Source organism: Alkanindiges illinoisensis DSM 15370 (genome assembly GCF_000619845.1).
Taxonomy (GTDB): domain Bacteria; phylum Pseudomonadota; class Gammaproteobacteria; order Pseudomonadales; family Moraxellaceae; genus Alkanindiges; species Alkanindiges illinoisensis.
The window spans coordinates 50,424-71,135 of sequence record NZ_JHUX01000004.1; the positions used below are offsets into that span (position 1 = coordinate 50,424).

The 20,712-nt window shown below is 49.1% G+C and carries 18 protein-coding genes; 8 read left to right on the forward strand and 10 right to left on the reverse strand.

What is annotated here, in order from left to right; translation table 11 throughout:
* Position 1: 1 nt before the first annotated feature.
* The 3 genes from Q337_RS0109060 to pdxA are packed head-to-tail and all read right to left on the reverse strand — an operon-like array spanning position 2 to position 3,050.
* Positions 2-1,150 carry a hypothetical protein gene (locus Q337_RS0109060; RefSeq protein ID WP_026471328.1) on the reverse strand — a complete coding sequence of 383 codons (1,149 nt, stop codon included), beginning with the start codon at positions 1,148-1,150 and terminating at the stop codon, positions 2-4.
* Positions 1,151-1,158: 8 nt separating this feature from the next.
* The gene (rsmA, locus tag Q337_RS0109065) at positions 1,159-1,983 is read right to left on the reverse strand and encodes a 16S rRNA (adenine(1518)-N(6)/adenine(1519)-N(6))-dimethyltransferase RsmA (RefSeq protein WP_026471329.1); all 825 of its coding nucleotides are present in this window, start codon (positions 1,981-1,983) and stop codon (positions 1,159-1,161) included.
* 56 nt (positions 1,984-2,039) lie between these two features.
* Entirely contained in the window at positions 2,040-3,050 is a 1,011-nt protein-coding gene (gene pdxA, locus Q337_RS0109070; protein WP_026471330.1) for a 4-hydroxythreonine-4-phosphate dehydrogenase PdxA, read from the reverse strand.
* Positions 3,051-3,321: 271 nt separating this feature from the next.
* On the opposite strand from pdxA, the gene Q337_RS0109075 reads away from it, so the two are divergent.
* On the forward strand, positions 3,322-5,307 hold the full coding sequence (locus tag Q337_RS0109075) for a BCCT family transporter (protein WP_026471331.1): 1,986 nt from the start codon (positions 3,322-3,324) through the stop codon (positions 5,305-5,307).
* Between the two features lie 94 nt (positions 5,308-5,401).
* On the opposite strand, the gene Q337_RS0109080 is transcribed toward Q337_RS0109075, so the two are convergent.
* The 3 genes from Q337_RS0109080 to Q337_RS0109090 all read right to left on the reverse strand — a co-directional run bounded on the left by Q337_RS0109080 (position 5,402) and on the right by Q337_RS0109090 (position 10,438).
* On the reverse strand, positions 5,402-6,568 hold the full coding sequence (locus Q337_RS0109080; RefSeq protein WP_034279839.1) for an HlyD family efflux transporter periplasmic adaptor subunit: 1,167 nt from the start codon (positions 6,566-6,568) through the stop codon (positions 5,402-5,404).
* A gap of 85 nt (positions 6,569-6,653) precedes the next feature.
* A complete protein-coding gene (locus Q337_RS17285; protein WP_084494804.1) occupies positions 6,654-8,825 on the reverse strand; it encodes a type I secretion system permease/ATPase in 2,172 nt (723 codons plus the stop codon).
* An 8-nt stretch (positions 8,826-8,833) separates the two neighbouring features.
* Positions 8,834-10,438 carry a TolC family outer membrane protein gene (locus tag Q337_RS0109090; RefSeq protein WP_169733756.1) on the reverse strand — a complete coding sequence of 535 codons (1,605 nt, stop codon included), beginning with the start codon at positions 10,436-10,438 and terminating at the stop codon, positions 8,834-8,836.
* Between the two features lie 447 nt (positions 10,439-10,885).
* On the opposite strand from Q337_RS0109090, the gene rplM reads away from it, so the two are divergent.
* From rplM to Q337_RS0109105, 3 genes are all read left to right on the forward strand, one after another.
* Positions 10,886-11,314, forward strand: coding sequence for a 50S ribosomal protein L13 (gene rplM, locus Q337_RS0109095; RefSeq protein WP_026471334.1), 429 nt, complete (start codon positions 10,886-10,888; stop codon positions 11,312-11,314).
* A gap of 12 nt (positions 11,315-11,326) precedes the next feature.
* Positions 11,327-11,713 carry a 30S ribosomal protein S9 gene (gene rpsI / locus Q337_RS0109100; RefSeq protein ID WP_026471335.1) on the forward strand — a complete coding sequence of 129 codons (387 nt, stop codon included), beginning with the start codon at positions 11,327-11,329 and terminating at the stop codon, positions 11,711-11,713.
* 253 nt (positions 11,714-11,966) lie between these two features.
* Entirely contained in the window at positions 11,967-12,785 is an 819-nt protein-coding gene (locus Q337_RS0109105) for a lysophospholipid acyltransferase family protein (protein WP_051526749.1), read from the forward strand.
* A gap of 27 nt (positions 12,786-12,812) precedes the next feature.
* Here Q337_RS0109105 and Q337_RS0109110 read toward each other — a convergent pair whose 3' ends face one another.
* From Q337_RS0109110 to alkB, 3 genes are read right to left on the reverse strand one after another with little or no spacing between them, the layout of a single operon-like run.
* Positions 12,813-13,970, reverse strand: coding sequence for a methionine aminotransferase (locus Q337_RS0109110; protein WP_026471337.1), 1,158 nt, complete (start codon positions 13,968-13,970; stop codon positions 12,813-12,815).
* Between the two features lie 53 nt (positions 13,971-14,023).
* A complete protein-coding gene (locus tag Q337_RS0109115; protein WP_034279842.1) occupies positions 14,024-14,665 on the reverse strand; it encodes a DNA-3-methyladenine glycosylase family protein in 642 nt (213 codons plus the stop codon).
* A 21-nt stretch (positions 14,666-14,686) separates the two neighbouring features.
* Entirely contained in the window at positions 14,687-15,361 is a 675-nt protein-coding gene (alkB, locus tag Q337_RS0109120; RefSeq protein ID WP_034279845.1) for a DNA oxidative demethylase AlkB, read from the reverse strand.
* Positions 15,362-15,559: 198 nt separating this feature from the next.
* Between alkB and Q337_RS0109125 the strand changes: the two genes are divergently transcribed.
* Genes Q337_RS0109125 through Q337_RS0109135 form a run of 3 tightly spaced genes read left to right on the forward strand, consistent with a single transcriptional unit; the run spans position 15,560 to position 17,445 of the window.
* Positions 15,560-16,210, forward strand: a complete 651-nt coding sequence (locus Q337_RS0109125; RefSeq protein ID WP_026471340.1) for a glutathione S-transferase N-terminal domain-containing protein — start codon at positions 15,560-15,562, stop codon at positions 16,208-16,210.
* A 16-nt stretch (positions 16,211-16,226) separates the two neighbouring features.
* Positions 16,227-16,664, forward strand: a complete 438-nt coding sequence (locus Q337_RS0109130) for a ClpXP protease specificity-enhancing factor (RefSeq protein ID WP_322835828.1) — start codon at positions 16,227-16,229, stop codon at positions 16,662-16,664.
* A 43-nt stretch (positions 16,665-16,707) separates the two neighbouring features.
* Positions 16,708-17,445, forward strand: a complete 738-nt coding sequence (locus tag Q337_RS0109135) for a hypothetical protein (RefSeq protein ID WP_026471342.1) — start codon at positions 16,708-16,710, stop codon at positions 17,443-17,445.
* Between the two features lie 226 nt (positions 17,446-17,671).
* On the opposite strand, the gene Q337_RS0109140 is transcribed toward Q337_RS0109135, so the two are convergent.
* A complete protein-coding gene (locus Q337_RS0109140; protein ID WP_051526810.1) occupies positions 17,672-18,982 on the reverse strand; it encodes an alpha/beta fold hydrolase in 1,311 nt (436 codons plus the stop codon).
* 382 nt (positions 18,983-19,364) lie between these two features.
* On the opposite strand from Q337_RS0109140, the gene Q337_RS0109145 reads away from it, so the two are divergent.
* Positions 19,365-20,633 carry a glutamate-5-semialdehyde dehydrogenase gene (locus Q337_RS0109145; RefSeq protein WP_026471344.1) on the forward strand — a complete coding sequence of 423 codons (1,269 nt, stop codon included), beginning with the start codon at positions 19,365-19,367 and terminating at the stop codon, positions 20,631-20,633.
* Positions 20,634-20,712 lie beyond the last annotated feature (79 nt).

Below are 20,712 nucleotides of genomic sequence, written 5' to 3' on the forward strand. Positions count from 1 at the left end.
ATCAAGAATACTGTCTTAAGAAAGCCTTGATTGCCTTTGCATCTTTGAGGTTCTTTAATTGCTGTGAAAGCATGGCATTGTACTGCGTCAGGAGAGAAACCTGTTCTTTCAGTTTTTTGATCACACTCTTTTCTGTAACCATTTCAACCCGCTCAATAGCACATAAGCTGGCCAGCCTAGCCTTATGCTCAGCAATGTTTTCATCCAGTGTTTGGCTATATCGGCGCAAATTCAGGTTATATAACTGCAACTGCTCATCGGCCAGTTGGGCAAAATTAGAATTCGTATTAAAGCTCACTGCATTTTGTAACTGAATTAATCCCAATAAGTCCTGTGACTGGTAGGCTTCGGTTGCTTGCTGCATCAGATCAGTTTTGGTAATTTTCTGCTGCTCATCTTGCTCACGGTCAGGATGCAGCATCGCAGCCAGCCGCTGATAAAGCTGTCTTAATGATTTTTGCGCCGGCGCATTCGCCTGCTGCTGTGCTGTGTCCCGTTCTTCCTTAGACTGTTCCTTAGCCTGTTGCTTGAGTGCAAGCCGTGCCATTTTTCGTTGCTGCTTTTGATAATGACGCTCAGCTTCCTGCTGCTGTGCCATGACTTCAAAACTGGTTGCCGGGTCAGTTGCTGGGTCATCTGCATCGAATAAGGCAACGCCACAATCAAGATCAAAGCTAGGGTCTAGCGGCTGTAGATGCTGCTGTTGCGGCAGTTCACTGGCTGCTGGTGCAAGGGGATTTGTTTGGGCTTGTTCAGCCCGGTACAGCTGATAAATCTGAGCAATGAGCGGATCTTCATCTGGCAATTTGTGCCTTAATACCTGCTCGCATAACTCAATAATCAACTGATGCAGTTGGGCACTTTCCCAGGCTGTTAGCGAATATTTTAGGCTGGCCTGATGTAGCTGCTCAATTAACTTGCCATGTTGACGCGCCAACTGATCATACAGTGGCATCAGTTTTCCATGAATTCGTTGTTGCACCGAAACCACCAGCGCCTGCCATTCTTCAACTTGCTGTTTTTGCTGCGTTATCTTTTCACCCAACACATTAAACTGTTGTTGTGCAGGCGTTAGCGACTGTTGTTGTGAAGGTGATTGCGTGGCTTCACCCTCAACTAAAATAATTGCTGTTTTGCTGGGTGCTCGCACGGCTGTTGCTATCCTGTATAAGCAGTGCACGCATCTGCCAGCGCCACAAACTGTGCCAGACTCAGATTTTCCGGGCGTGCCATGGGATCTACTTGTGCACGCGCAAAACCTTCCTCATCCAGCTTGCCCTTGAGCGTATTACGCAATGTTTTACGGCGCTGGGTAAATACATGCGACACCAGACTGGCAAACTGTTTTTCATCCTGCGCAATCAGTGGTTTTTGCGAGTAAGGCGTTAACCGAAATACCGCACTGGTGACTTTTGGTGGCGGATTAAAGGCACCCGGTGGCACTTCAAACAAGAACTCAGGCTTACAATAATACTGAATCATGACAGACAGACGACCATAATCCTTGCTGTTGGGTTCGGCTACGATCCGGTCTACCACTTCCTTTTGCAGCATAAAATGCATGTCCTGCACCTGACTGCCATATTGCAACAGGTGAAACAGCAATGGCGTAGAAATGTTATAGGGCAGATTACCCACAATACGCAGCGGCTTGTTGTCTTGCACCAGCGTTAAGAAATCAAAGCGTAAGGCATCGCCTTCCACAATGGTGAGCTTTTCCGGCTGGGTCACCCGTCCCGGTAAACCCGCCGCCAGATCACGGTCCAGCTCAACAACAGTTAAGGCTTCACTGGCCACCAGTAATGGTGCTGTGAGCGCGCCAAGGCCGGGCCCAATTTCCACCATAAAATCACCCGCGCGTGGCGCAACGGCATGCACAATTTTTTCAATTACGCGGTTATCATGCAAAAAGTTTTGTCCAAACCGCTTGCGCGTCCGGTGTCCTTCATCTTTTGGATTGGGCGCGCTAAATTGATAACTCATGACAAAACCTTTTTAACCCTATAAATATAACAATGCGTAATTCAACTAAAACGCACTCAAAGTGTTGCTTCATAACGGTCTGCCAACTGCAATGCCAGTTCGGTAGCAACGAATAAGCTGCTGCTACTGGCCTTGCCACTGCCCGCCAAATCCAGTGCCGTGCCATGATCCACCGAGGTGCGGATAAATGGCAAACCCAGCGTAATATTAACAGCTTCACCAAAACCCTGCGATTTTAGCACTGGCAAACCCTGATCATGATACATGGCCAGCACGGCATCAGCATCTTTTAAATACTTGGGCGTAAACAGGGTATCGGCAGGCAGGGCGTGGCCCACATCAATACCCTGGGCACGATAACTGGCCAGCACTGGTTCAATCACGTCAATTTCTTCACGACCCAGATAACCGCCCTCGCCTGCATGCGGATTCAGGCCACACACCAGAATTTTTGGATGGCTAATGGCAAATTTGGTTTTCAGGTCATGAATTAAAATGTCCAGAATTTGTGTCAGGCGCTGTTTGGTAATCGCTGCGGCCACGTCTTTTAGCGGTAAATGCGTGGTCACTAAAGCCACCCGAAGCTGATGGGTAGCCAGCATCATGACCACACGCGGCACACCTGCATATTCCTGAAAAAATTCGGTATGACCACTAAAGGCCTGCCCCTCAAGAGAACCTGCTTCATTAATCACTGACTTTTGCACAGGAGCTGTGACCACCCCGGCGGCATCACCACGCATGCAGGCGCGGGCAGCTTCGGTGAGCTGCGCTAGCACGTAGACTGCATTGGCACTGTTAAGCTGACCATTAGTTACGGGCTGTGCCAGTGGCAGGTCTTTGACATACAGCGCACTGCCTGATGCAGGCTCGGATTGCCCCTGATAATCCAGCAAGGTCACTGTTTTGCCCAGTTCGGTTGCCCGCTGCTGCAACAGGGATTTATTGGCCAGCACCACCAGTGGACGCGGTGTGGTAAATCCGGCCAGATCCAGACAAATGTCCGGCCCAATGCCTGCAGGTTCACCCGAGGTAATATAAAGCGGCTTTAATGGCGAAGGATTCAATTGAGGGTTACGCCTTTTTCATTCTGGTGTGCCGTCATTATATAAACTTGGCCTGCATAAAACAGGCATAAAACATTCACAGTTGTTGGGCTTACATTTCTATAGCCAGGAATTTATAGGTTTTAAGTTACTATTTTAAGTGATCATCGTGATGAATTTTTTCAGAAGCATGAGTTTTTCTGCTGTTTAAGTTCATTAGCAGCTTTTTGTTTCAATCCGCATTTTTGGTTAAGCATTTTAATCAAGCTAATTTTGATGGAGTAACTCTTAAATGAATAAACCATCAGTACCAGGTCAAAAAAACTGGTATCAAATTAATCCACCGGTTTTTTTCGGCTCAGCCCTGTTTATCGTGCTGCTTATTGGTATGGTACTGGTTGCACCGGAAAGTTTTGATGCACTAACTGACTATGTCAAAAACTGGATTACCAGTTCAGCAGGCTGGTTTTATATTTTATCCGTGGCATTTTTCCTGATTTTTATCGTGGTTGTGGCGCTGTCCAGTTTTGGCCGGCTTAAACTGGGGCCCGATCATAGTAAACCTGATTATAGCTATGGCTCATGGTATGCCATGCTGTTTACGGCCGGGATGGGCATTGGCCTGATGTTCTTTGGCGTGGCCGAACCAGTCATGCATTTTGCCGACCCGCCGGTGGGTGATCCAGGTAGTCTGAATGCTGCACGGCAGGCCATGCGCATTACCTTTTTTCACTGGGGGCTGCATGCCTGGGCCATTTATGCCGTGGTGGCGTTATCGCTGGCTTATTTTGCCTACCGCCACCGTTTGCCCTTACAAATTCGCTCGGCTCTGTACCCATTAATTGGTAATCGAATTTATGGCCCAATTGGCCATGCGGTTGATATTTTTGCAGTACTGGGCACTATTTTCGGGGTGGCAACATCGCTTGGCTTTGGTGTAACGCAGGTGAATGCCGGATTTAATTACCTGTTTGGCCTGCCACAAAACACCACGGTACAAATTAGCCTGATTGTCATCATTACGGCTATTGCCACGCTATCGGTGGGTGCCGGGCTTGACAAAGGCGTCAAGCGGCTGTCCGAGCTGAACATGGTGCTGGCCGTGGTGCTCATGCTGTTTGTGCTGATTGCCGGGCCGACTATTTTTCTGCTGCAAACCTTTGTGCAAAACACCGGAAACTACCTGTCCAACCTGTTTAGCATGACTTTTAATCTGTATGCCTATGAAGAATCCAGCTGGATTGGTGGCTGGACGCTGTTTTACTGGGGCTGGTGGATTGCATGGTCGCCATTTGTAGGCATGTTTATTGCGCGGGTATCACGTGGTCGCAGCGTGCGCGAGTTTATTCTGGGCATGTTGCTGATTCCAACCGGCTTCACTTTTATGTGGATGACCTTTTTTGGTGATACCGCCATTTTCCTGATTTTAAAGCAGCATGCAGTGGCGCTGATTACTGATGTACAGGCCGACCAGTCGGTAGCATTGTTCAAGTTTTTTGAATACCTGCCGTTTTCCAGTATTAGCTCACTGATTGCAACTATACTGGTGGTGATGTTTTTTGTGACCTCGGCAGATTCCGGCTCGCTGGTGGTGGATATGCTGACCTCAGGCAAGCAGGAAGGTACACCACTATGGCAACGGGTGTTCTGGGCGGTATTGCAGGGAGTGATTGCCGCGGTGCTGTTACTGGCCGGTGGTCTTACGGCGCTGCAATCGGCCACCATTGCCAGTGCGCTGCCCTTTGCTGTGGTGATGCTGTTAATGTGCTGGGGCCTGTTTGTAGCCATGCGGCTGGATGTGCTGAAAAAAGAAAGCATGCAGGATGCCCGCATTACCCCACGTGCCGGTATCCATGCGCCGCGTAGCTGGCAGCAGCGGCTGCACCTGATTATGCATCGACCCAACAGTCTGGCCGAAGTCACTGCTTTTATGCACAATACGGTCAAGCCTGCCCTGCTGGAAGTCGCAGAAGAATTCAGGCGGCAGTCGATTGAAGCCACTGTGATTGAAAAAAGTCCGGAACACATCTGGCTTCAGGTCGGTCATCAGGAAGAATCTGATTTTTATTATTCAATTCGCGTGCGGCAGCATCAGCCTCCCGCTTTTATGACACAGGCGCAACAGCAGGCTATTCCGGCCATGTATTACCGTGCTGAGGTACACTTGCAGGAAGGGGGACAGGATTATGATATCATGGACTGGACTACAGAGGATATTATTCAGGACCTGATTGACCAGTATGAACGTCATTTGCACTTCCTGAATGTGGTGCGCTAGTAACTCCTCTACTGCATCAACGCGCTAATAAAAAGGTCATGTTTATCGCATGACCTTTTTTAATTCAACTACCCTTGAACTGGCTCGCTAATGCTTAGCGTTCACGCAAAGCTTCCTGAGCCTTGTTAAAGGGCTTGATCAGGTAATCCAGCACAGTCTTGCTGCCGGTATGAATGTCCACCGTGGCAATCATGCCCGGTACAATCGGGAATTTTTGGCCATGCTTGTTGGTGAGATGATCAGAATCGGTCAAAATATAAACGCGGTAATAATACACGTCTTTTTTAACTTCATCCTGAATGGTATCCGGTGAAATGATGGTGACCTTACCGGGCAAGCCGCCATAAATGGCATAGTCATAAGCGGTAATCTTGACCAGTGCCGACTGGTTGGGATGAATAAAAGCCACATCACGCGGGGAAATACGCGCTTCAACCAGCAATTGCTCATCCAGCGGGACGATTACCATCAGGCGGCCATTCTGCGGAATCACCCCGCCTACCGTGGTTACGGCAATTTCCTTGACCACGCCACGCACCGGAGAAGTAAAGGTCAGCCGGGTCAGTGAATCGGATTTACCGCGTACTACCGAACGTTGCGCTTCAATTTCAGCATTGGCTTTAGCCAGCTCTTCACGTGCCTGCACATAATACTGGTTGCGCACGTCATTGAGCTTGTTTTCAAGGTCATTGGCCTGTCGCTTTAGACGCAATACCTCAACATCACTGGCGGCGCCGCGTGCGACCAGCGGTTCAGTCATGGTGAGTTCCTGCCGCACCAGACGCAATGCCTGATTCAGCCCAGCGCTGGTTTCTTCCAGATTGGTACGCCGCGATTGGTACAGCGCGGTTTCTTCCCGCACTAAAATGGGTTCCTTACGCACTTCTTCCGGAAAACTCAAGGGCACGCCGCTAACTTCAGCCTTCAGGCGTGCCGCTGTGGCCAGTGCAGCCCGCAAGCGTGAGGCACTTTCTTCCACAGTGGATTCAAAACGGGTACGATCCAGCTGCGCCAGTACCTGCCCTTTTTCAACAATGTCGCCTTCGCGCACTTTCAGGTCAGTCAAAATGCCGCCATCCAGCGACTGAATCACCTGTTCTTTGGAGGACGGAATGACCTTGCCTGTACCAGTGGAAACTTCATCCAGTTTGAAGTGCCAGGCCCACAGCACAAAACAGCCAACCGCCAGTGCCACAATCCAGATAATAAAGGACGCCCGCGGCAATGGAGGTTCGGACACATAAGGGGCTGACTTGCTCATGTTAATCTCATTATTGATTCATCAGTACACTAAAACCCGTCAAAAGGCATAGTCCGTGCGTGTTATACATCAAGCTTGTTACGCATCAGGCCTGTTGCAGTCTGGCCTTGCTGGTGGCCAACACCTGCTCTTTAGGCCCATCCATCACAATCTGGCCATCATTGACCACAATCACACGGTCTACCAGATTCAGTACTGCCATGCGATGAGTAGCCACCACCAGCGTGCGGTGACCCAGCCAGAGTTTTAGCCGGTCAATGAGCTGCTTTTCGGTGACTTCATCAATAGCCGCTGTGGGCTCATCCAGCAGCACAATATTGGGCTGGCGAATCAGCAGGCGTGCCAGCAGCAACATTTGTTTTTGCCCACCAGACAGCCCATTGCCACCTTCCAGAATCAGATAGTCCAGACCTTCCTTGCGTGACTGCACAAAATTCAGCGCACCCACCATGTTGAGCACGTCCAGAATTTCCTGATCATTCACCAGCGGGCTGCCCAGTGTCAGATTTTCACGTAGCGTACCAAAAAACAAATGCGCATTCTGGTTGAGCAAACCCATATCACGGCGTACATCAGCAGGATCAATCAGGGTCAAATCCAGATCATCCAGCATCACCTGCCCGCTTTGCGCCATTTGCATACCAGACAGCAATTGCAGCAAGGTGGTTTTGCCAGCGCCATTACGACCCAGAATCGCCACCTTTTCACCCGCTTTGATATTCAGGTTTTTAATTGACAAAATTGGTTTGCTGTCATCATCTGTGTATTTAAAACTAACGTTGCTCAACTGGTAATTGCCCAGCAGCACAGCGCGATGAATCAGGCTGGCACGGTCTGGCTGGTCTACCGGACGCTTGATCAGTTCATCCAGACTCTGGCGCGCCACCTTGGCCTGTTGCCAGCGCGACATCACGCCGGAAATCTGCGCCAGCGGTGCCACCATACGCGATGACAGCAGCGAGCAGCCCACCAGCGCACCGGTTGTCATGTCGCCATCAATCACCAGAAAGCAGCCTGTTAGTACCACCAGCGCATACATGATGGTTTGCAGTTCCTGCGTCCAGGTCAGCAACAGGCCGCTAATAAAACGCTGGCGTTTGCTAATGTCAGCAGACACTTCATTCAGGTGATTCCACTGGTTTTGAAAACGCGGTTCCGCACGCAATAGCTTGATATCTTCAATGCCCTGTACCGCTTCCACCAGCATGGCATTACGGATTGATGATTCACGCATGCCCTCATTGGACAAACGGGCTAGCGGCTTTTGAATCAGTAGGCCGGGAATCAAAATCAGCGGAATTGCCAGCAAAATAATCAACACCAGTGGCCCGCCAATAATCCAGAAAATCACCAGGAACAAAAAGAAAAATGGCAGGTCAGCCAGCGCGCCAATAGTGGTGGACGTCACCAGTTCACGTACACTTTCAAGCTCGCGGATTTGCGAAATAAACGTTCCGGTTGACTTGGAACGCTCACTGTTACGAATGCGCAAGGCATGGCCAAACACGCGGTCAGACACACGCAAATCGGCCCGTTTGCCAATAATGTCCGACACATGAATGCGTGCCAAGCGCAAGCTAAATTCAAAAATTACGGCAATCAGCACGCCGCCTGCCAGCACCCACAAGGTTGGAATGGACTGCGCCGGTACAACCCGGTCATACACCTGCATGGAAAAAATAATGGCTGACAGCGCCAGCACATTGGCCACCAGCGAGGCCAGCATGATGTCGCCGTAGCGCTTCCAGTCCTTGAGGATAATGCCCCAGAACCAGTTTTTCTCATACGGCTTGATGTACTCATCCACGCGCGCATCAGCCACTGAGGTTTCCGGGCGCAGGATCAGTATACGGCGGGCCTGTGTCCTGATGTCACTGGTAGGCAGTGTCGTTGCCAAGCCATGATCGCCACTAAACTGCACACTGACATTGCCCTGACTGTCCACTTTTTCCAGAATACCCACCTGCCCGGTGCTAAATTCCACCACCACAGGCAAACGCCAAGCATCCAGAATGGCGTCATTAAACTGGTCAAAGCGCAGTTCAAGGCCAATTTGCCGCGCCATACTGTGCAGCAAGGCATCCAGTGACGTGGTTTTTTCCCAGTCCAGATTAATGCGGATATTTTCTTCCGAGCTTTCAATCCGGTAATGCCGTGCAATACCCAGCATAGCGGTTAGCCACGGGGCATAGCTGGGCTGCTGGTTTGCTTCGGCTTGGCTATTTGTTGCCGGGCTGGCAGCAGTTTGACTGTTCATGGGCTGACTCATGGTTGAATGTCCATGCCTTGTATGGTGGTATTGTTTAAGCCATAAACTGCTCTGGAACGTCCGGTAATGGCAATATAATTCACCACATTGTTCCAGATATCGTAGCGGGTATTTTCCCGGTCAGTGGCGGCCAGATGAATTTCCTGCTCGGAGTTCAGCAAATCCAGCGCGGTGCGTGTGCCCAGCTTGTATTGTTCCTGATACAGCTCACGGGTTTGAATAATGGCCTGCTCGCGGTCAGCCAGTACATTTAACCGTTGCTGTGCGCCCAGAATCTGCTCACGAAAACTGCGTGCCTGATCGGTCACATCCAGATAAGTGGCCTGAATTCTGGCCCGCGCTGCCTGTTCGGCATAACTGGCGGCCCGCTCTGATGCAGACAATGCGCCGCCTTGCGACAGGTTACTGTTCAAGGCAAACATTACTGAACTGTAAGTGCCGTCATCATCGGCATTACTGGGGTTGCGCCCATTGATGGCACGGCTGACTGAACCTTCTACAGCCAGTGTGGGATAACGCCGGGCATGGGCATTTTGCCGCTGGGCCTGTGCTTCGCGTCGTGCGGCTTCTGTAGCAATAATATCCGGCAAGGAATTAATCGGTGGATTGTCATAAAGCTGCGCCTGCTGCACCAAGACGCCTGGAATATCAGCAACCTGTTGTGGCAAGGCACCACCTACCAGTGTCCTTAATTTCTCACGCCACTGGTTAAGCGCAGTTTCCGTTTGTAGCAGCGTGGCCTGTGCGCCTTCATAACGTGCCTGTGCCTGCACCGGATCAGCCTGACTGCTAATACCTGCGCGTGCCCGCAGCCGGGTAATCTCCAGAATACGGGCAACCCCGCTCACCTGCTGTTCGGCAATTTTTTTGAGTTCCTGATAGCGCCGCACATTTACCACGGCTTCTGCGGTTTGCAGTGCAATATTATCAATTTGCTTGAGCACCACGGCTTTTTGCTGGTCTACACTGGCCTGTGCAGCATCCACATTACTGCGCACCTTGCCAAAGTCATACAACGTTTGCGTGGCATTCAGGCTTAAAAGCTGGCGGCCTGCCTCCGATGTTCCAATCCGGCCTGTGGTAACACCAGCCTGTACCTGTGGCCAGTAACCGCCCTTGGCGACATCAACTTGACTATATTCACTGGATAGTTGCGCCAGTGTCTGGGCAATGGCCGGATGCCGGTTGACTGCAATCTGAATGGCCCGGATTAAATCCAGATAGCTACTGTCTGCATTACTGCTACTTACAATGGCTGCATCAGGATTAGCCTGTATTTCAATAGTGGGCAATGTACCGGGGGTGGCTGCACTGCCGTTGTCAAACATAGGGGCACCATACGACTCCGGCTGTGATAGTGTCAGCTCGGACACACTAATGCGGTTGTCAGGCGGCGTATTTTGAAAAGCCGCCTGCAAATTACTCACCTTCTGAGTTAGCCGCTGCTTGACCGACAGTTTTTTAGTGGGTACTTCCTGCGCAAAGCCTTGGGCAGGTGCCAGCATCAACTGTGCCAGTACAATCGCTGCACCAAGACGGCTTAAAGCAGCGCCTGGCCTACCAGAATTGAGTAATGCTGTATGGCGTAAATCATTTTGCATTGAATGGTTAACACTTATTGGTATGTCATCAAAAATCATTGTCATTCATCTGGCCGCTTATTATACAGCCTGTCCATGAACCCAAGCATAATCCCTGTTTTTGCATTTGTCCTGTGTCACACCAGTTGATGGGATTTAACCCTCACCTGGCCTTGCGCATACTAAAGCCAAGTTCAAGTTCCAATCAATACCCAAACGTACCTGAATAACACATGGGTGTATTAATTGGGCCAGTCGCTGCAGGCAATAGCACATCATTAGGAGATTATACTGTAGCGGATGATGACCCTCGTGCAAAATTAGCTTGGCATCCTATAGATTAATCCGTAAAACTTTTGCTTTTTATCTTGGCAAAGGTTGTTATTTTGCTCAATTTTCACTAAAATTCGCGCTCCATTTTGTTTGGACTGTTTTAAGGTTCAAACCAACGATAATAGGTAGTGGTCAATGAAAACTCTCAGCGCCAAGCCTGCTGAAGTGCAACACGACTGGTATGTTGTTGACGCATCAGGCAAAACTCTCGGTCGTCTCGCGACTGAAATCGCTCGTCGCCTACGTGGCAAGCACAAGACATCTTTTACCCCTCACGTTGATACTGGCGACTATATTGTTGTCATCAACGCTGAGCGTGTACAAGTGACTGGTACTAAGTCCCAGAACAAAATGTACTATCGTCATAGCGAATTCCCAGGTGGTTTGAAAGAAACCAACTTTGAAAAGCTGATCAACCACAAGCCAGAAGAAGTGCTGCAACGTGCCGTTAAAGGCATGCTGCCAAAAGGTCCTCTGGGCTATGCCATGATCAAGAAAATGAAAGTATACGCTGGCAGTGAGCATCCACATACTGCTCAACAGCCACAGGTTTTGGACATCTAAGGAAGAAACGACATGGCAACTAATTATGGTACTGGTCGCCGTAAGACCGCAACCGCTCGTGTGTTCCTGTCCTCAGGTTCAGGTAAAATCACTATCAACAACCGTGATCTAGACACCTATTTTGGTCGCGAAACTGCCCGTATGGTGGTTCGTCAGCCATTAGAGCTGATCGACGCTGTTGGCAAATACGATATTTTCGTCACTGTTAAAGGTGGTGGTATCGGTGGTCAGGCTGGTGCAATTCGTCACGGTATTACCCGTGCGCTGATTGCAACTGACGAAACCCTGAAATCTGCACTGCGTCAGGCTGGTTTTGTTACCCGTGATGCGCGTGAAGTTGAGCGTAAAAAGCTCGGTCTGCGCAAAGCGCGCAAGCGTCCACAATTCTCCAAACGTTAATACGTTTGCCCTTTTGGGCGAGTTGTGCAAAAACCCCGGGAAACCGGGGTTTTTTATTGCCTGCTTTTTAATCCCGTTTTTCCAGCTTCATTAAATATCTTTAATGTTTAGCTTAGTGATCGCCAGGGCTTTGTTGTACATTAACCACCAAATTTACGCTACAAATCTGTCTTGTGATTCACTAAGGTTCAAGCTACAACCAAACCTTTGATTGCCCCACTTTACGCTGTTAATAATTTCAAGACGACTTGCCATGAACACATCCTCAAGCCTTGTTGCTGATTTTCAACCGCTGCCTGCTCCGCTGGTACAGCCGGTCTGGTGGCTGAGCAAACGCTGGTTTAAGCCACGTTTTTATGGGCTGGAGCATCTTGATCCCAAACGGCCAGCATTATATGTGGGCAATCACACCATTTATGGTTTTGATTCCCCGGCCTTTGTGCTAGGGATTTACCAGCATAAAAAAATCTGGCTGCGTGGTCTGGCTGATCATTTTCATTTTTATTTTCCGCTGTGGCGGGATGCACTGCAACAGTTTGGCGCCTTTGATGGCACACGGCAGGCAGTGGACAGGCTGATGCAGGCCCAGCAGCATATCCTAATTTATCCGGGTGGTTCGCGTGAAGTGCTCAAGCACAAGGGTGAGGCCTATCAGCTATTCTGGAAGCAGCGTCTGGGCTTTATTGAACTGGCCATCCAGCATGGCTATGACATTATTCCATTTGCTGCACTGGGTGGCGAGGAAACGCTGGACATTGTCTATGATGGCAATGACTTTAAACAATCATGGCTGGGCAAACTGGCACAAAAAAGTGGTTTTTCTGCAAGATTCTTGCGTCATGGCGAGTTTTTCTTTCCCATTGTTACCGGTTACAAACACATTCCCTTTTTACCCAAGCCCAAGGCACTGGCTTACCAGTTTATGCCACGCCTGACCACCCGGCATAAAGACATCAATGCCTCTGATGAAGAAAAAATGGCGCTGCGTGATTACATCCAACAGCAAATTGAAATTGGCCTGCAAATGCTGCGTCAACAGGATGATCCCAAGCCGACTGATGCCCAAGATTAACGGTGAAACCACCCCATCAATGAAGTTTTAGGCAATCTGGCAAAGGCGTTGTGCTGCCTGTTGCAAGGTGGCTTCAGTTTTGGCAAAACACAAGCGAATCAGGCGCTGGTCTTGAATGGGCTGTGCGTAAAACACCGAAATGGGGATGGTGGCAATGCCGTGCTCATGCACCAGCCACTGGCTCATGGCCACATCATTCAAATCATTGCGAACGGCTGAATAATCCAGCAACTGAAAATAGGTGCCCCGGCTGGGTAGCAATTTAAAGGCTGAAGGCCGGAGTAACTGGCAGAACAGGTCGCGCTTGGCCTGATAAAAACTGGCTAATTGATTAATATGCTCGGGATGCTGCTGCATAAACCTTGCCAATGCATGCTGGATTGGTGTAACCCCACAAAAATTCACATACTGGTGTACCTTTAAAAACGCCTGCATCAGTTCCGGTTGTGCCACCACATAGCCGGTTTTCCAGCCTGTGACATGAAAGGTTTTGCCAAACGAACCAATCATAAACGAGCGCGCAGCCAACTGCGGCAAGCCAAGCACACTGGCATGCGATTGTCCATCAAATACCAGATACTCATAGACCTCATCACTGAGCACCACAATATTGTACGGTTCGATGATGTCATACAGGGTTTTCAAATCCTGCAAGGTGATGACAGCCCCGCTGGGATTATGCGGAAAATTAATGATCACCAACCGTGTTTTGGCCGAAATCGTGTCTTTAAAACGGTTCCAATCAATGCAAAAATCAGTTTGCAATGGTACATGAATGCACACGCCACCTGCCAGTCGGGTGGCCGGATCATAACTGTCATAGCAGGGATCAAACACAATCACCTCATCACCTGCCTGCACCACCGCCTGAATCACACAAAAAATCGCAGCTGTTGCACCGGGGGTAATGGCAACTTCACTGGCAACATCCGCTAGCCAGCCATAGCGCTGTTGAATGGTAAGTGCCACTTGTTCGCGCAAGGAAGGCAATCCCTGCATCGGTGCATATTGCTGAAAGCCTTGACTGGCATAAGCTTTAAGCGCATCCAGCAGTTGCGACGGACTGTCAAAATCTGGAAAACCCTGCGACAGGTTCAATGCCCCGGTTTGCTGGGCCAGTTGCGTCATTTGGGTAAAAATCGAGGTGCCAATGGTCGGTAACTTATTGGGCAACTGAACGGGCATGACAAACTCCTGTACTACTCAAGCGAATGATTTTAAAAGCAGCTAAGCAATGTTTAATCCATCATACGCCATAGATACCAGGCTGCCACACTTTGATAAGGCGCCAGTTGTTCACCAATGGTGCGCAACTCCTTTTTGCTGGGGGCCTGTTCCAGTTTTTTAAGCCGCCGATAGCCCTGTTGCACTGCATAATCATCCACTGGCCACACATCCAGCCGCCCCAGATTAAAAATCAGTAGCATTTCAACCGTCCAGCGTCCAACCCCTTTTAGCTGGGTTAACTGCGCAATCAACTGTTCACTTTGCATTTGCTGGGCAGTACTAAAATCAGGAATTTCACCCTGCAACTGGGCCTGTGTAATGCCCAGAATACTGTCCAGCTTACGCGCTGAAAATCCGCAGGCATGAATCAGCTGTGGATCAGTCTGCACCAGTTGCATGGCGGTGGGAAACTTTCCCTCATAAAGCACTAGCAGCCGATTTAAAATGGCTTGTGCTGCCTTGCCATGTAGTTGCTGGTGTGCAATGGCCCGAATCAGGGCTTCATATGGCTGTTGCACCGGTTTTAGGTCAAGCTGGCATTCTCCCACTCTGGCAATGTGTTGTTGCCAGTCATCATCAAGGCTGGCCAGAAAGCTGCTGGCCTGTTTAAACACCTGTTTTTGATTTACGCTAATTCCAGAAGATTCTATCATCGTGTTGTAGCCTGCCTTTATTTAACCTGCACGCCGAAAAGTAAAGTTAATACGTCGTTCACCGAGTAGCGGATGACAGCCAGCCTTTAACGCTAAAATACCATGATAGCGCAAGCGGTCTACCCCGCCCCATACCACCACATCGCCATGCTGTAGCAAAATTTTTTGCGGTTTATCCTGCCGTTGCAACCCACCAAACAAAAACGTGGCAGCAATCCCTAGTGATACCGATACCACGGGCTGGCTTAGGTCTTTTTCATTTTTATCCTGATGCAGCGACATTTTTGCACCAATGGCATATTCATTGATCAGGCAGGCGTCCGGCTGAAAATCATTAAACCCGGCAAGGCTGGCAGCCTGTATTGCTAATGTTTTAAAGATAACCGGCATCGCTGGCCATGGTTTGCCGGTCAATGGATCAAGCGGTTGATAGCGATAGCCCTGCCGGTCCGTCACCCAGCCCAGTGTGCCACAATTGGTCATGGCAGCAGACATCCGGTAACCTCCCGGCGTAACCATCTGCCGAAATGGCGCGTGTGCCGTAATCTGGTCAATTGCCGTTATTAACTCATGCTGCATGGCGCTGGCAAACTGGCGCAGTACCACCGACTGCTCACCAATTTTTTCGATGCTGGTTTTTTCAGGCTCAGCTTTTTCTGTTTCATCAGGCAATCCTTCAAACAAATCCAGATTCATTGGTTGCTCCTACCAGTTTGACTCACCATCGCCAAGTTAGGACACTCTAGCGTGTGATTAAACATAACGCATTTAATGTCACAAAAATTAAAATGCTTAAGCCTGCAAAAATAAAACGATGTTATTACCGGGCAATCCATTTAATCGCGCTATAATCTCAAGTATCCTGAAATTTTATTGACATAGCCTTTTGGCAATATGAATAACGAGTTAGCTCCCCAGCAAGGTATTGTTCTCTATAGCCATCCCGATGATCATTATAGCCATCGCATCCGGCTGGCGCTGGCCGAAAAAAATGTGAAGTACCAACTGGTGCTGGTGGATGAATTTTCCGAAGATGTGGCCGACCTCAATCCCTATAATCAGTTGCCAACGCTGGTGGAACGTCAGGTGCGCCTGTATGAAAGCCATGTCATTTTAGAATATCTGGACGAGCGTTACCGGCAGGCCAAGCTGCTCCCCGACACGCCAAACCTGCGTGCTGAACAGCGCCAGTATGCATGGCGTATCGAACAGGACTGGATGAAACTGGCTGATATCCTGCTCCGCCATCCCGATACACTGGACGAAAAAGCCGCCCGCGAGGCGCGTCATAGCTTAAGCCAGTCACTGGTGAGCCTGTCGCCCCTGTTTTCTCACTTTCCATTTTTTATGAGTGAGCAATTTGGCTATAACGACTGTATATTAGCGCCACTGTTATGGCGTCTGCCACAAATGCAGATTCATTTACCAAGCGCCCATTGCAAGCCGCTGCTGGCCTATTGTAAAAGACTTTTTGAACGACCTGCTTTTATTGCCTCGCTGACTGAATCAGAACGCCATAAACAGCAAAATCCACTGTACAGGTAATGCCATGTCTACTGAAATGATCCCAACTCGTCCGTATTTGCTCCGGGCAATTTATGAATGGACCAATGACAACAAACTGACACCTTACCTGCTGGTCAATGCTGAACTGCCCAACGTGCATGTACCGCGCCAGCATGTACAGGATGGCCAGATTGTATTAAACATTGCACCGCATGCCGTACACCAGATGGTGATGGACAATGATGCAGTCAGCTTTAGCGCCCGTTTTGGCGGCGTTTCACAGCAATTGTATATTCCGATGGCTGCCGTACTGGGACTGTATGCACGCGAAAATGGACAAGGCCTATTTTTTGACCCGCAGGAATATGAAGGCTATCAAGCCAGTGCCGCAGATCAGTCCGTAGATGGTGGTCAAAATGAAACAGATCAGGCTGCTGACCAGAATGCTGCTACAGCTCCAGTCAAAAAACCCAGCTTGCGTATTTTGGATTAACAGGCGGTATTAACAGGTTTTTAGCTTAACCGAGGAACACCGAATGGCGTTTTCATTACTTGATCACTTGCAAAATAGTCGCCAGACTGAGATTCAGGCTCTTGTGCCAGCTATTGATGATAACGGCCAGCGTGAATTGCTAGCCATTGTGCTGGGTCAGCTTATTGTGCTTGACCGTAGCAACAGTCAGGCCTTGTATCAGGCCATTGCAGCACAAAAGCATGACATATTCTGGCAGGGCCTTGATGATCAGGCCATCAGCCAGCTTGCAGCAACTTCTGCCCTGCCTGTTAGCGAATTTAAAACCGTACTTGACCAGTTATATGGCTATGCCAGTAATGAAATTCATGCACTGGACAGCACTGCCAATCTGGAACAAGCCGGGGTGTCTGAACTGATTCAGGGACAGACGGAGTATCTGGCTGGTGCTGCGCCAGATCAGGTGTGGCACGTGTTAAACTTGACGGAACTACAGGGCCAGACTGCTGCTACAGAAACAGCCGTTGATCTTAACGCCAGTATTGCAAGCTTGAATAAACTCATGATGGATGCCAGCCAAATGAACACGCAAACGCCTGACCATGCACACCACAACGATCCTGCTGTAGCGCATGATCCGGATTTACATCACGACCAGCACGATCACGCTTATGGCCATGCAGCCATTGAGCTGCCTCCACAACGCCCAGCACCACGTTTCTTTTTAGTCCTGGAACCATTAATTGCATTGCTGATTCTGATTGCCCTGTGGGAAATTTATAACAACCTGACAGGCTACTAATCCGGCTTCATGCCTGTTACCCATTTGTATTAACAGGCATGGTTTTTATAAGTTTTGCTTTTATAAGAGTTAGCCACGCCGAGCTTTAGAAAAAGATAATATAAACTGGTTCATCAAGGCATAAAAAAACTGGCAGTAAGTCGGAAATAGCCTTACTGCCAGTAAAACTGGTTATTTCAAATCTTATTAATTAAATTTTAAAACTGACATGTAAAATTACAGCCACTCAACTTAAAAGACCGACCACCGCATCACTTTTCAGCAAATCCTGCAAACGTGCAGCATTTTCAAAATTGCCATGCTTGAACAAGGCACGTACCCGCTGCCCCTGTGCCTCAAAAATCAGGCATTCCAGTCCAAGCTCTTGTCCGTCAATATCAGTCAGGCACAAGCGCATATCACGCGGCTGTGACAACAGTTGCTGCGCCATTTCTACACTGCCTGCATCAATCAGCACACCGAAAAAGTTAATGTCTACCACATTAACTTGGGTTTCCAGCTCAGGTTGTACCCGGTGGCGCATCAGATAGCTGGACTGTTTAAGCTGTAGCCGTGCTTCTCCGCGGCGCTCCATGTTTTGCATTTGCTCACGGTTTAGCACCCGCACGCCTTCCACTTCGGCAATGTCTTTGCCTTGCAGGAACGTTGCAAACAGGTTCATGGTTTCCTTGCGGCGCTGCAATTGAGGTACATGATCGGCATTTTCAATCATGGCAAACTGCATGTCCTTGCATTGCAGGGCAAAGTTGGCATTTTCAAATGGCAGGGTAAAGCTGTCAAATTCACCACAAGCCACCATGGTTTTGCATTGTGGACTGGGCACGTGTTGCAGACGTAATAAGCGATTACAATTAATTTCGTAGCGCAGGCGTTCTGTGGTCGCAAAATCCGCCATTTGCCTAAAAAACAAGCGCTTGGCTGTGGGTGACATCCGGGTCTGGTCAAGGCGGGCATGGTTAATCAGGTACAAAATGACAGCCTGACCAAATTCTTCCATGCGGTCTTCACGCATCAGGTGCAGGGATTCTTCCAGCAACATGCGCCAGCTGGGACGGGTTTTTTGCATCACGCCCATCAGCACCAGCCGCTCAATTTTTTCAGGACGCTGGTCAGCAAAATGGGAAGCCACCACTGAACCCAGTGACATGCCCATAATGGAAACCTTGTTTAAGCCCACTTCATCCATCCAGCGGCCCAGCATGCCTGATAGCTCTGGCAATTCCAGAATACCTGCAGACGCACCTGTTTCCACATTGGTAATTTGCTGGTTACCGCCCATTGAGGGCAAGTCCACCAGAATGATAGGGCCACATTCCAGCAGTTGTTCTACACAGTATTTATAGGAATTAAAGTTTTGAAAGGCACCACCAATAATTACCACTGGCGGCAAATGCATGGTTTCTTCGAGGCCAAAGGCCACATATTCGATTTTCCAGCCATCAATCCAGTGTGCCCGGCTGGGTTCCTTAAAGCTGTTACGCGTATAGGTGTCAAAAAAACAATGAGGTTGAATTCGCTGGATCAAGCTATCATGCATATCCTGTTGCCCTAACGCCCACACGGCATTCATAACACACTCCTTGTAACCCCACGACATCCCTTGGTATAGCGTGGCTAATTTCAGTAATAAGCAGCATGAATTCCATTCACATAGCTACCTACATTTCTTTTATGACATCACTGTCAGCATTTCCAGTTATTCCTTTACTGGTCATTTCATTACAGACTTTCTGTGATTGCTAGATATACCATAAGTTGCTGGCTTGTGAACAGCATATTAACTACTAAAATAATATAATTCTGATGAACAAAAGATCTTGAACAGTGACACAATCCGCACAATTGCTTCAAATATACCGCTAAAAGTAGTTTGCTGCTAAACTAGCCCATTCAATCTTTATACCTTATTGGAAATATCAATGTCCGCATCACTCAATGATTATATGCAAACGTTAGGGCAACAAGCACGTGCTGCCGCACGGGTGCTATCAGGTGCGCCGACAGAAAAGAAAAATGCTGCACTATCCTGTATTTATGATGCACTTAAAACCGGACGTCAGCAAATTCTGGCAGCCAATGCAAAAGACATGCAGCGCGGTCAGGAACGTAATCTGGATGCTGCCTTGCTGGATCGGCTGGAACTCACTCCTGCACGTTTTGAAGGCATGTTACAGGGTCTACAGGATGTGATTACGCTGATTGACCCGGTGGGGGTGATTACCGATCTGGCTTACCGTCCGTCGGGTATCCAGATTGGCAAAATGCGGGTGCCACTGGGTGTGGTGGGAATGATTTATGAATCGCGTCCCAATGTCACACTGGAAGCAGCGTCTCTGGCGTTAAAGTCCGGTAATGCTATTATTTTGCGTGGTGGCTCTGAGGCCTTTGAATCCAATCAGGCCATTGCCAAATGCATTCAGAATGGCTTGCGGGCTGCCCATTTGCCTGAACATTGTGTACAAGTGATTGACACACCGGATCGGGCTGCTGTGGGCTTGCTGATTACCATGTCGCAATTTGTTGATGTGATTGTACCGCGCGGTGGCAAAAGCCTGATTGAGCGCATTACCAATGAAGCCAGTATTCCGGTAATCAAGCATCTGGACGGCAACTGCCATGTGTTTGTAGAGCGTCAGGCCGACCTGCAAAAAGCCCTGCCCATTTGCTTTAATGCCAAAACCCACCGTTATGGCGTGTGCAATGCAATGGAAACCCTGCTGCTGGATGAACCCATTGCTGAAGATTTCCTGCCGATGATTGCCGAGCTGTATCTGGAAAAAGGCGTAGAGCTGCGCGGCTGTGATGAAACCCGCCGGATTCTGGGTGAAACGGTGGTTGCCAAAGCCAGTGAAGAAGACTGGTATACCGAATATCTGGGGCCAGTACTGGCGATCAAGATTGTTGATGGCATCACTCAAGCCATTGACCATATTAACCAGTATGGCTCGCATCATACCGATGCCATTGTGACCGAAAACTACAGTATGGCGCGCCAGTTCCTGCGCGAAGTGGATTCCAGTTCGGTAATGGTTAATGCCTCTACTCGTTTTGCCGATGGTTTTGAATATGGTTTGGGTGCTGAAATTGGCATTTCTACCGACAAGATTCATGCACGCGGGCCTGTAGGATTGGAAGGTCTGACCTCACAAAAATGGATTGTGCTGGGTGATGGCCAGATTCGCCATTAATCTAACCGGAAAATCTTTTGGAAAATAAAAAAGGGTTGCAGATGCAGCCCTTTTTTTATGCCTGCTGAATGAATAACAA

Coding starts and splice junctions, on each gene's coding strand:
- Q337_RS0109105 (WP_051526749.1), top strand. CDS start 11,967: ATGAACACATCCTCAAGCCTTGTTGCTGATTTTCAACCGCTGCCTGCT.
- Q337_RS0109140 (WP_051526810.1), bottom strand. CDS start 18,982: ATGCATGATAGCTTGATCCAGCGAATTCAACCTCATTGTTTTTTTGAC.
- Q337_RS0109130 (WP_322835828.1), top strand. CDS start 16,227: ATGATCCCAACTCGTCCGTATTTGCTCCGGGCAATTTATGAATGGACC.
- Q337_RS17285 (WP_084494804.1), bottom strand. CDS start 8,825: ATGAACAGTCAAACTGCTGCCAGCCCGGCAACAAATAGCCAAGCCGAA.
- rpsI (WP_026471335.1), top strand. CDS start 11,327: ATGGCAACTAATTATGGTACTGGTCGCCGTAAGACCGCAACCGCTCGT.
- rplM (WP_026471334.1), top strand. CDS start 10,886: ATGAAAACTCTCAGCGCCAAGCCTGCTGAAGTGCAACACGACTGGTAT.
- Q337_RS0109090 (WP_169733756.1), bottom strand. CDS start 10,438: ATGCAAAATGATTTACGCCATACAGCATTACTCAATTCTGGTAGGCCA.
- Q337_RS0109145 (WP_026471344.1), top strand. CDS start 19,365: ATGTCCGCATCACTCAATGATTATATGCAAACGTTAGGGCAACAAGCA.
- Q337_RS0109125 (WP_026471340.1), top strand. CDS start 15,560: ATGAATAACGAGTTAGCTCCCCAGCAAGGTATTGTTCTCTATAGCCAT.
- Q337_RS0109135 (WP_026471342.1), top strand. CDS start 16,708: ATGGCGTTTTCATTACTTGATCACTTGCAAAATAGTCGCCAGACTGAG.
- Q337_RS0109110 (WP_026471337.1), bottom strand. CDS start 13,970: ATGCCCGTTCAGTTGCCCAATAAGTTACCGACCATTGGCACCTCGATT.
- rsmA (WP_026471329.1), bottom strand. CDS start 1,983: ATGAGTTATCAATTTAGCGCGCCCAATCCAAAAGATGAAGGACACCGG.
- Q337_RS0109075 (WP_026471331.1), top strand. CDS start 3,322: ATGAATAAACCATCAGTACCAGGTCAAAAAAACTGGTATCAAATTAAT.
- Q337_RS0109115 (WP_034279842.1), bottom strand. CDS start 14,665: ATGATAGAATCTTCTGGAATTAGCGTAAATCAAAAACAGGTGTTTAAA.
- alkB (WP_034279845.1), bottom strand. CDS start 15,361: ATGAATCTGGATTTGTTTGAAGGATTGCCTGATGAAACAGAAAAAGCT.
- Q337_RS0109080 (WP_034279839.1), bottom strand. CDS start 6,568: ATGAGCAAGTCAGCCCCTTATGTGTCCGAACCTCCATTGCCGCGGGCG.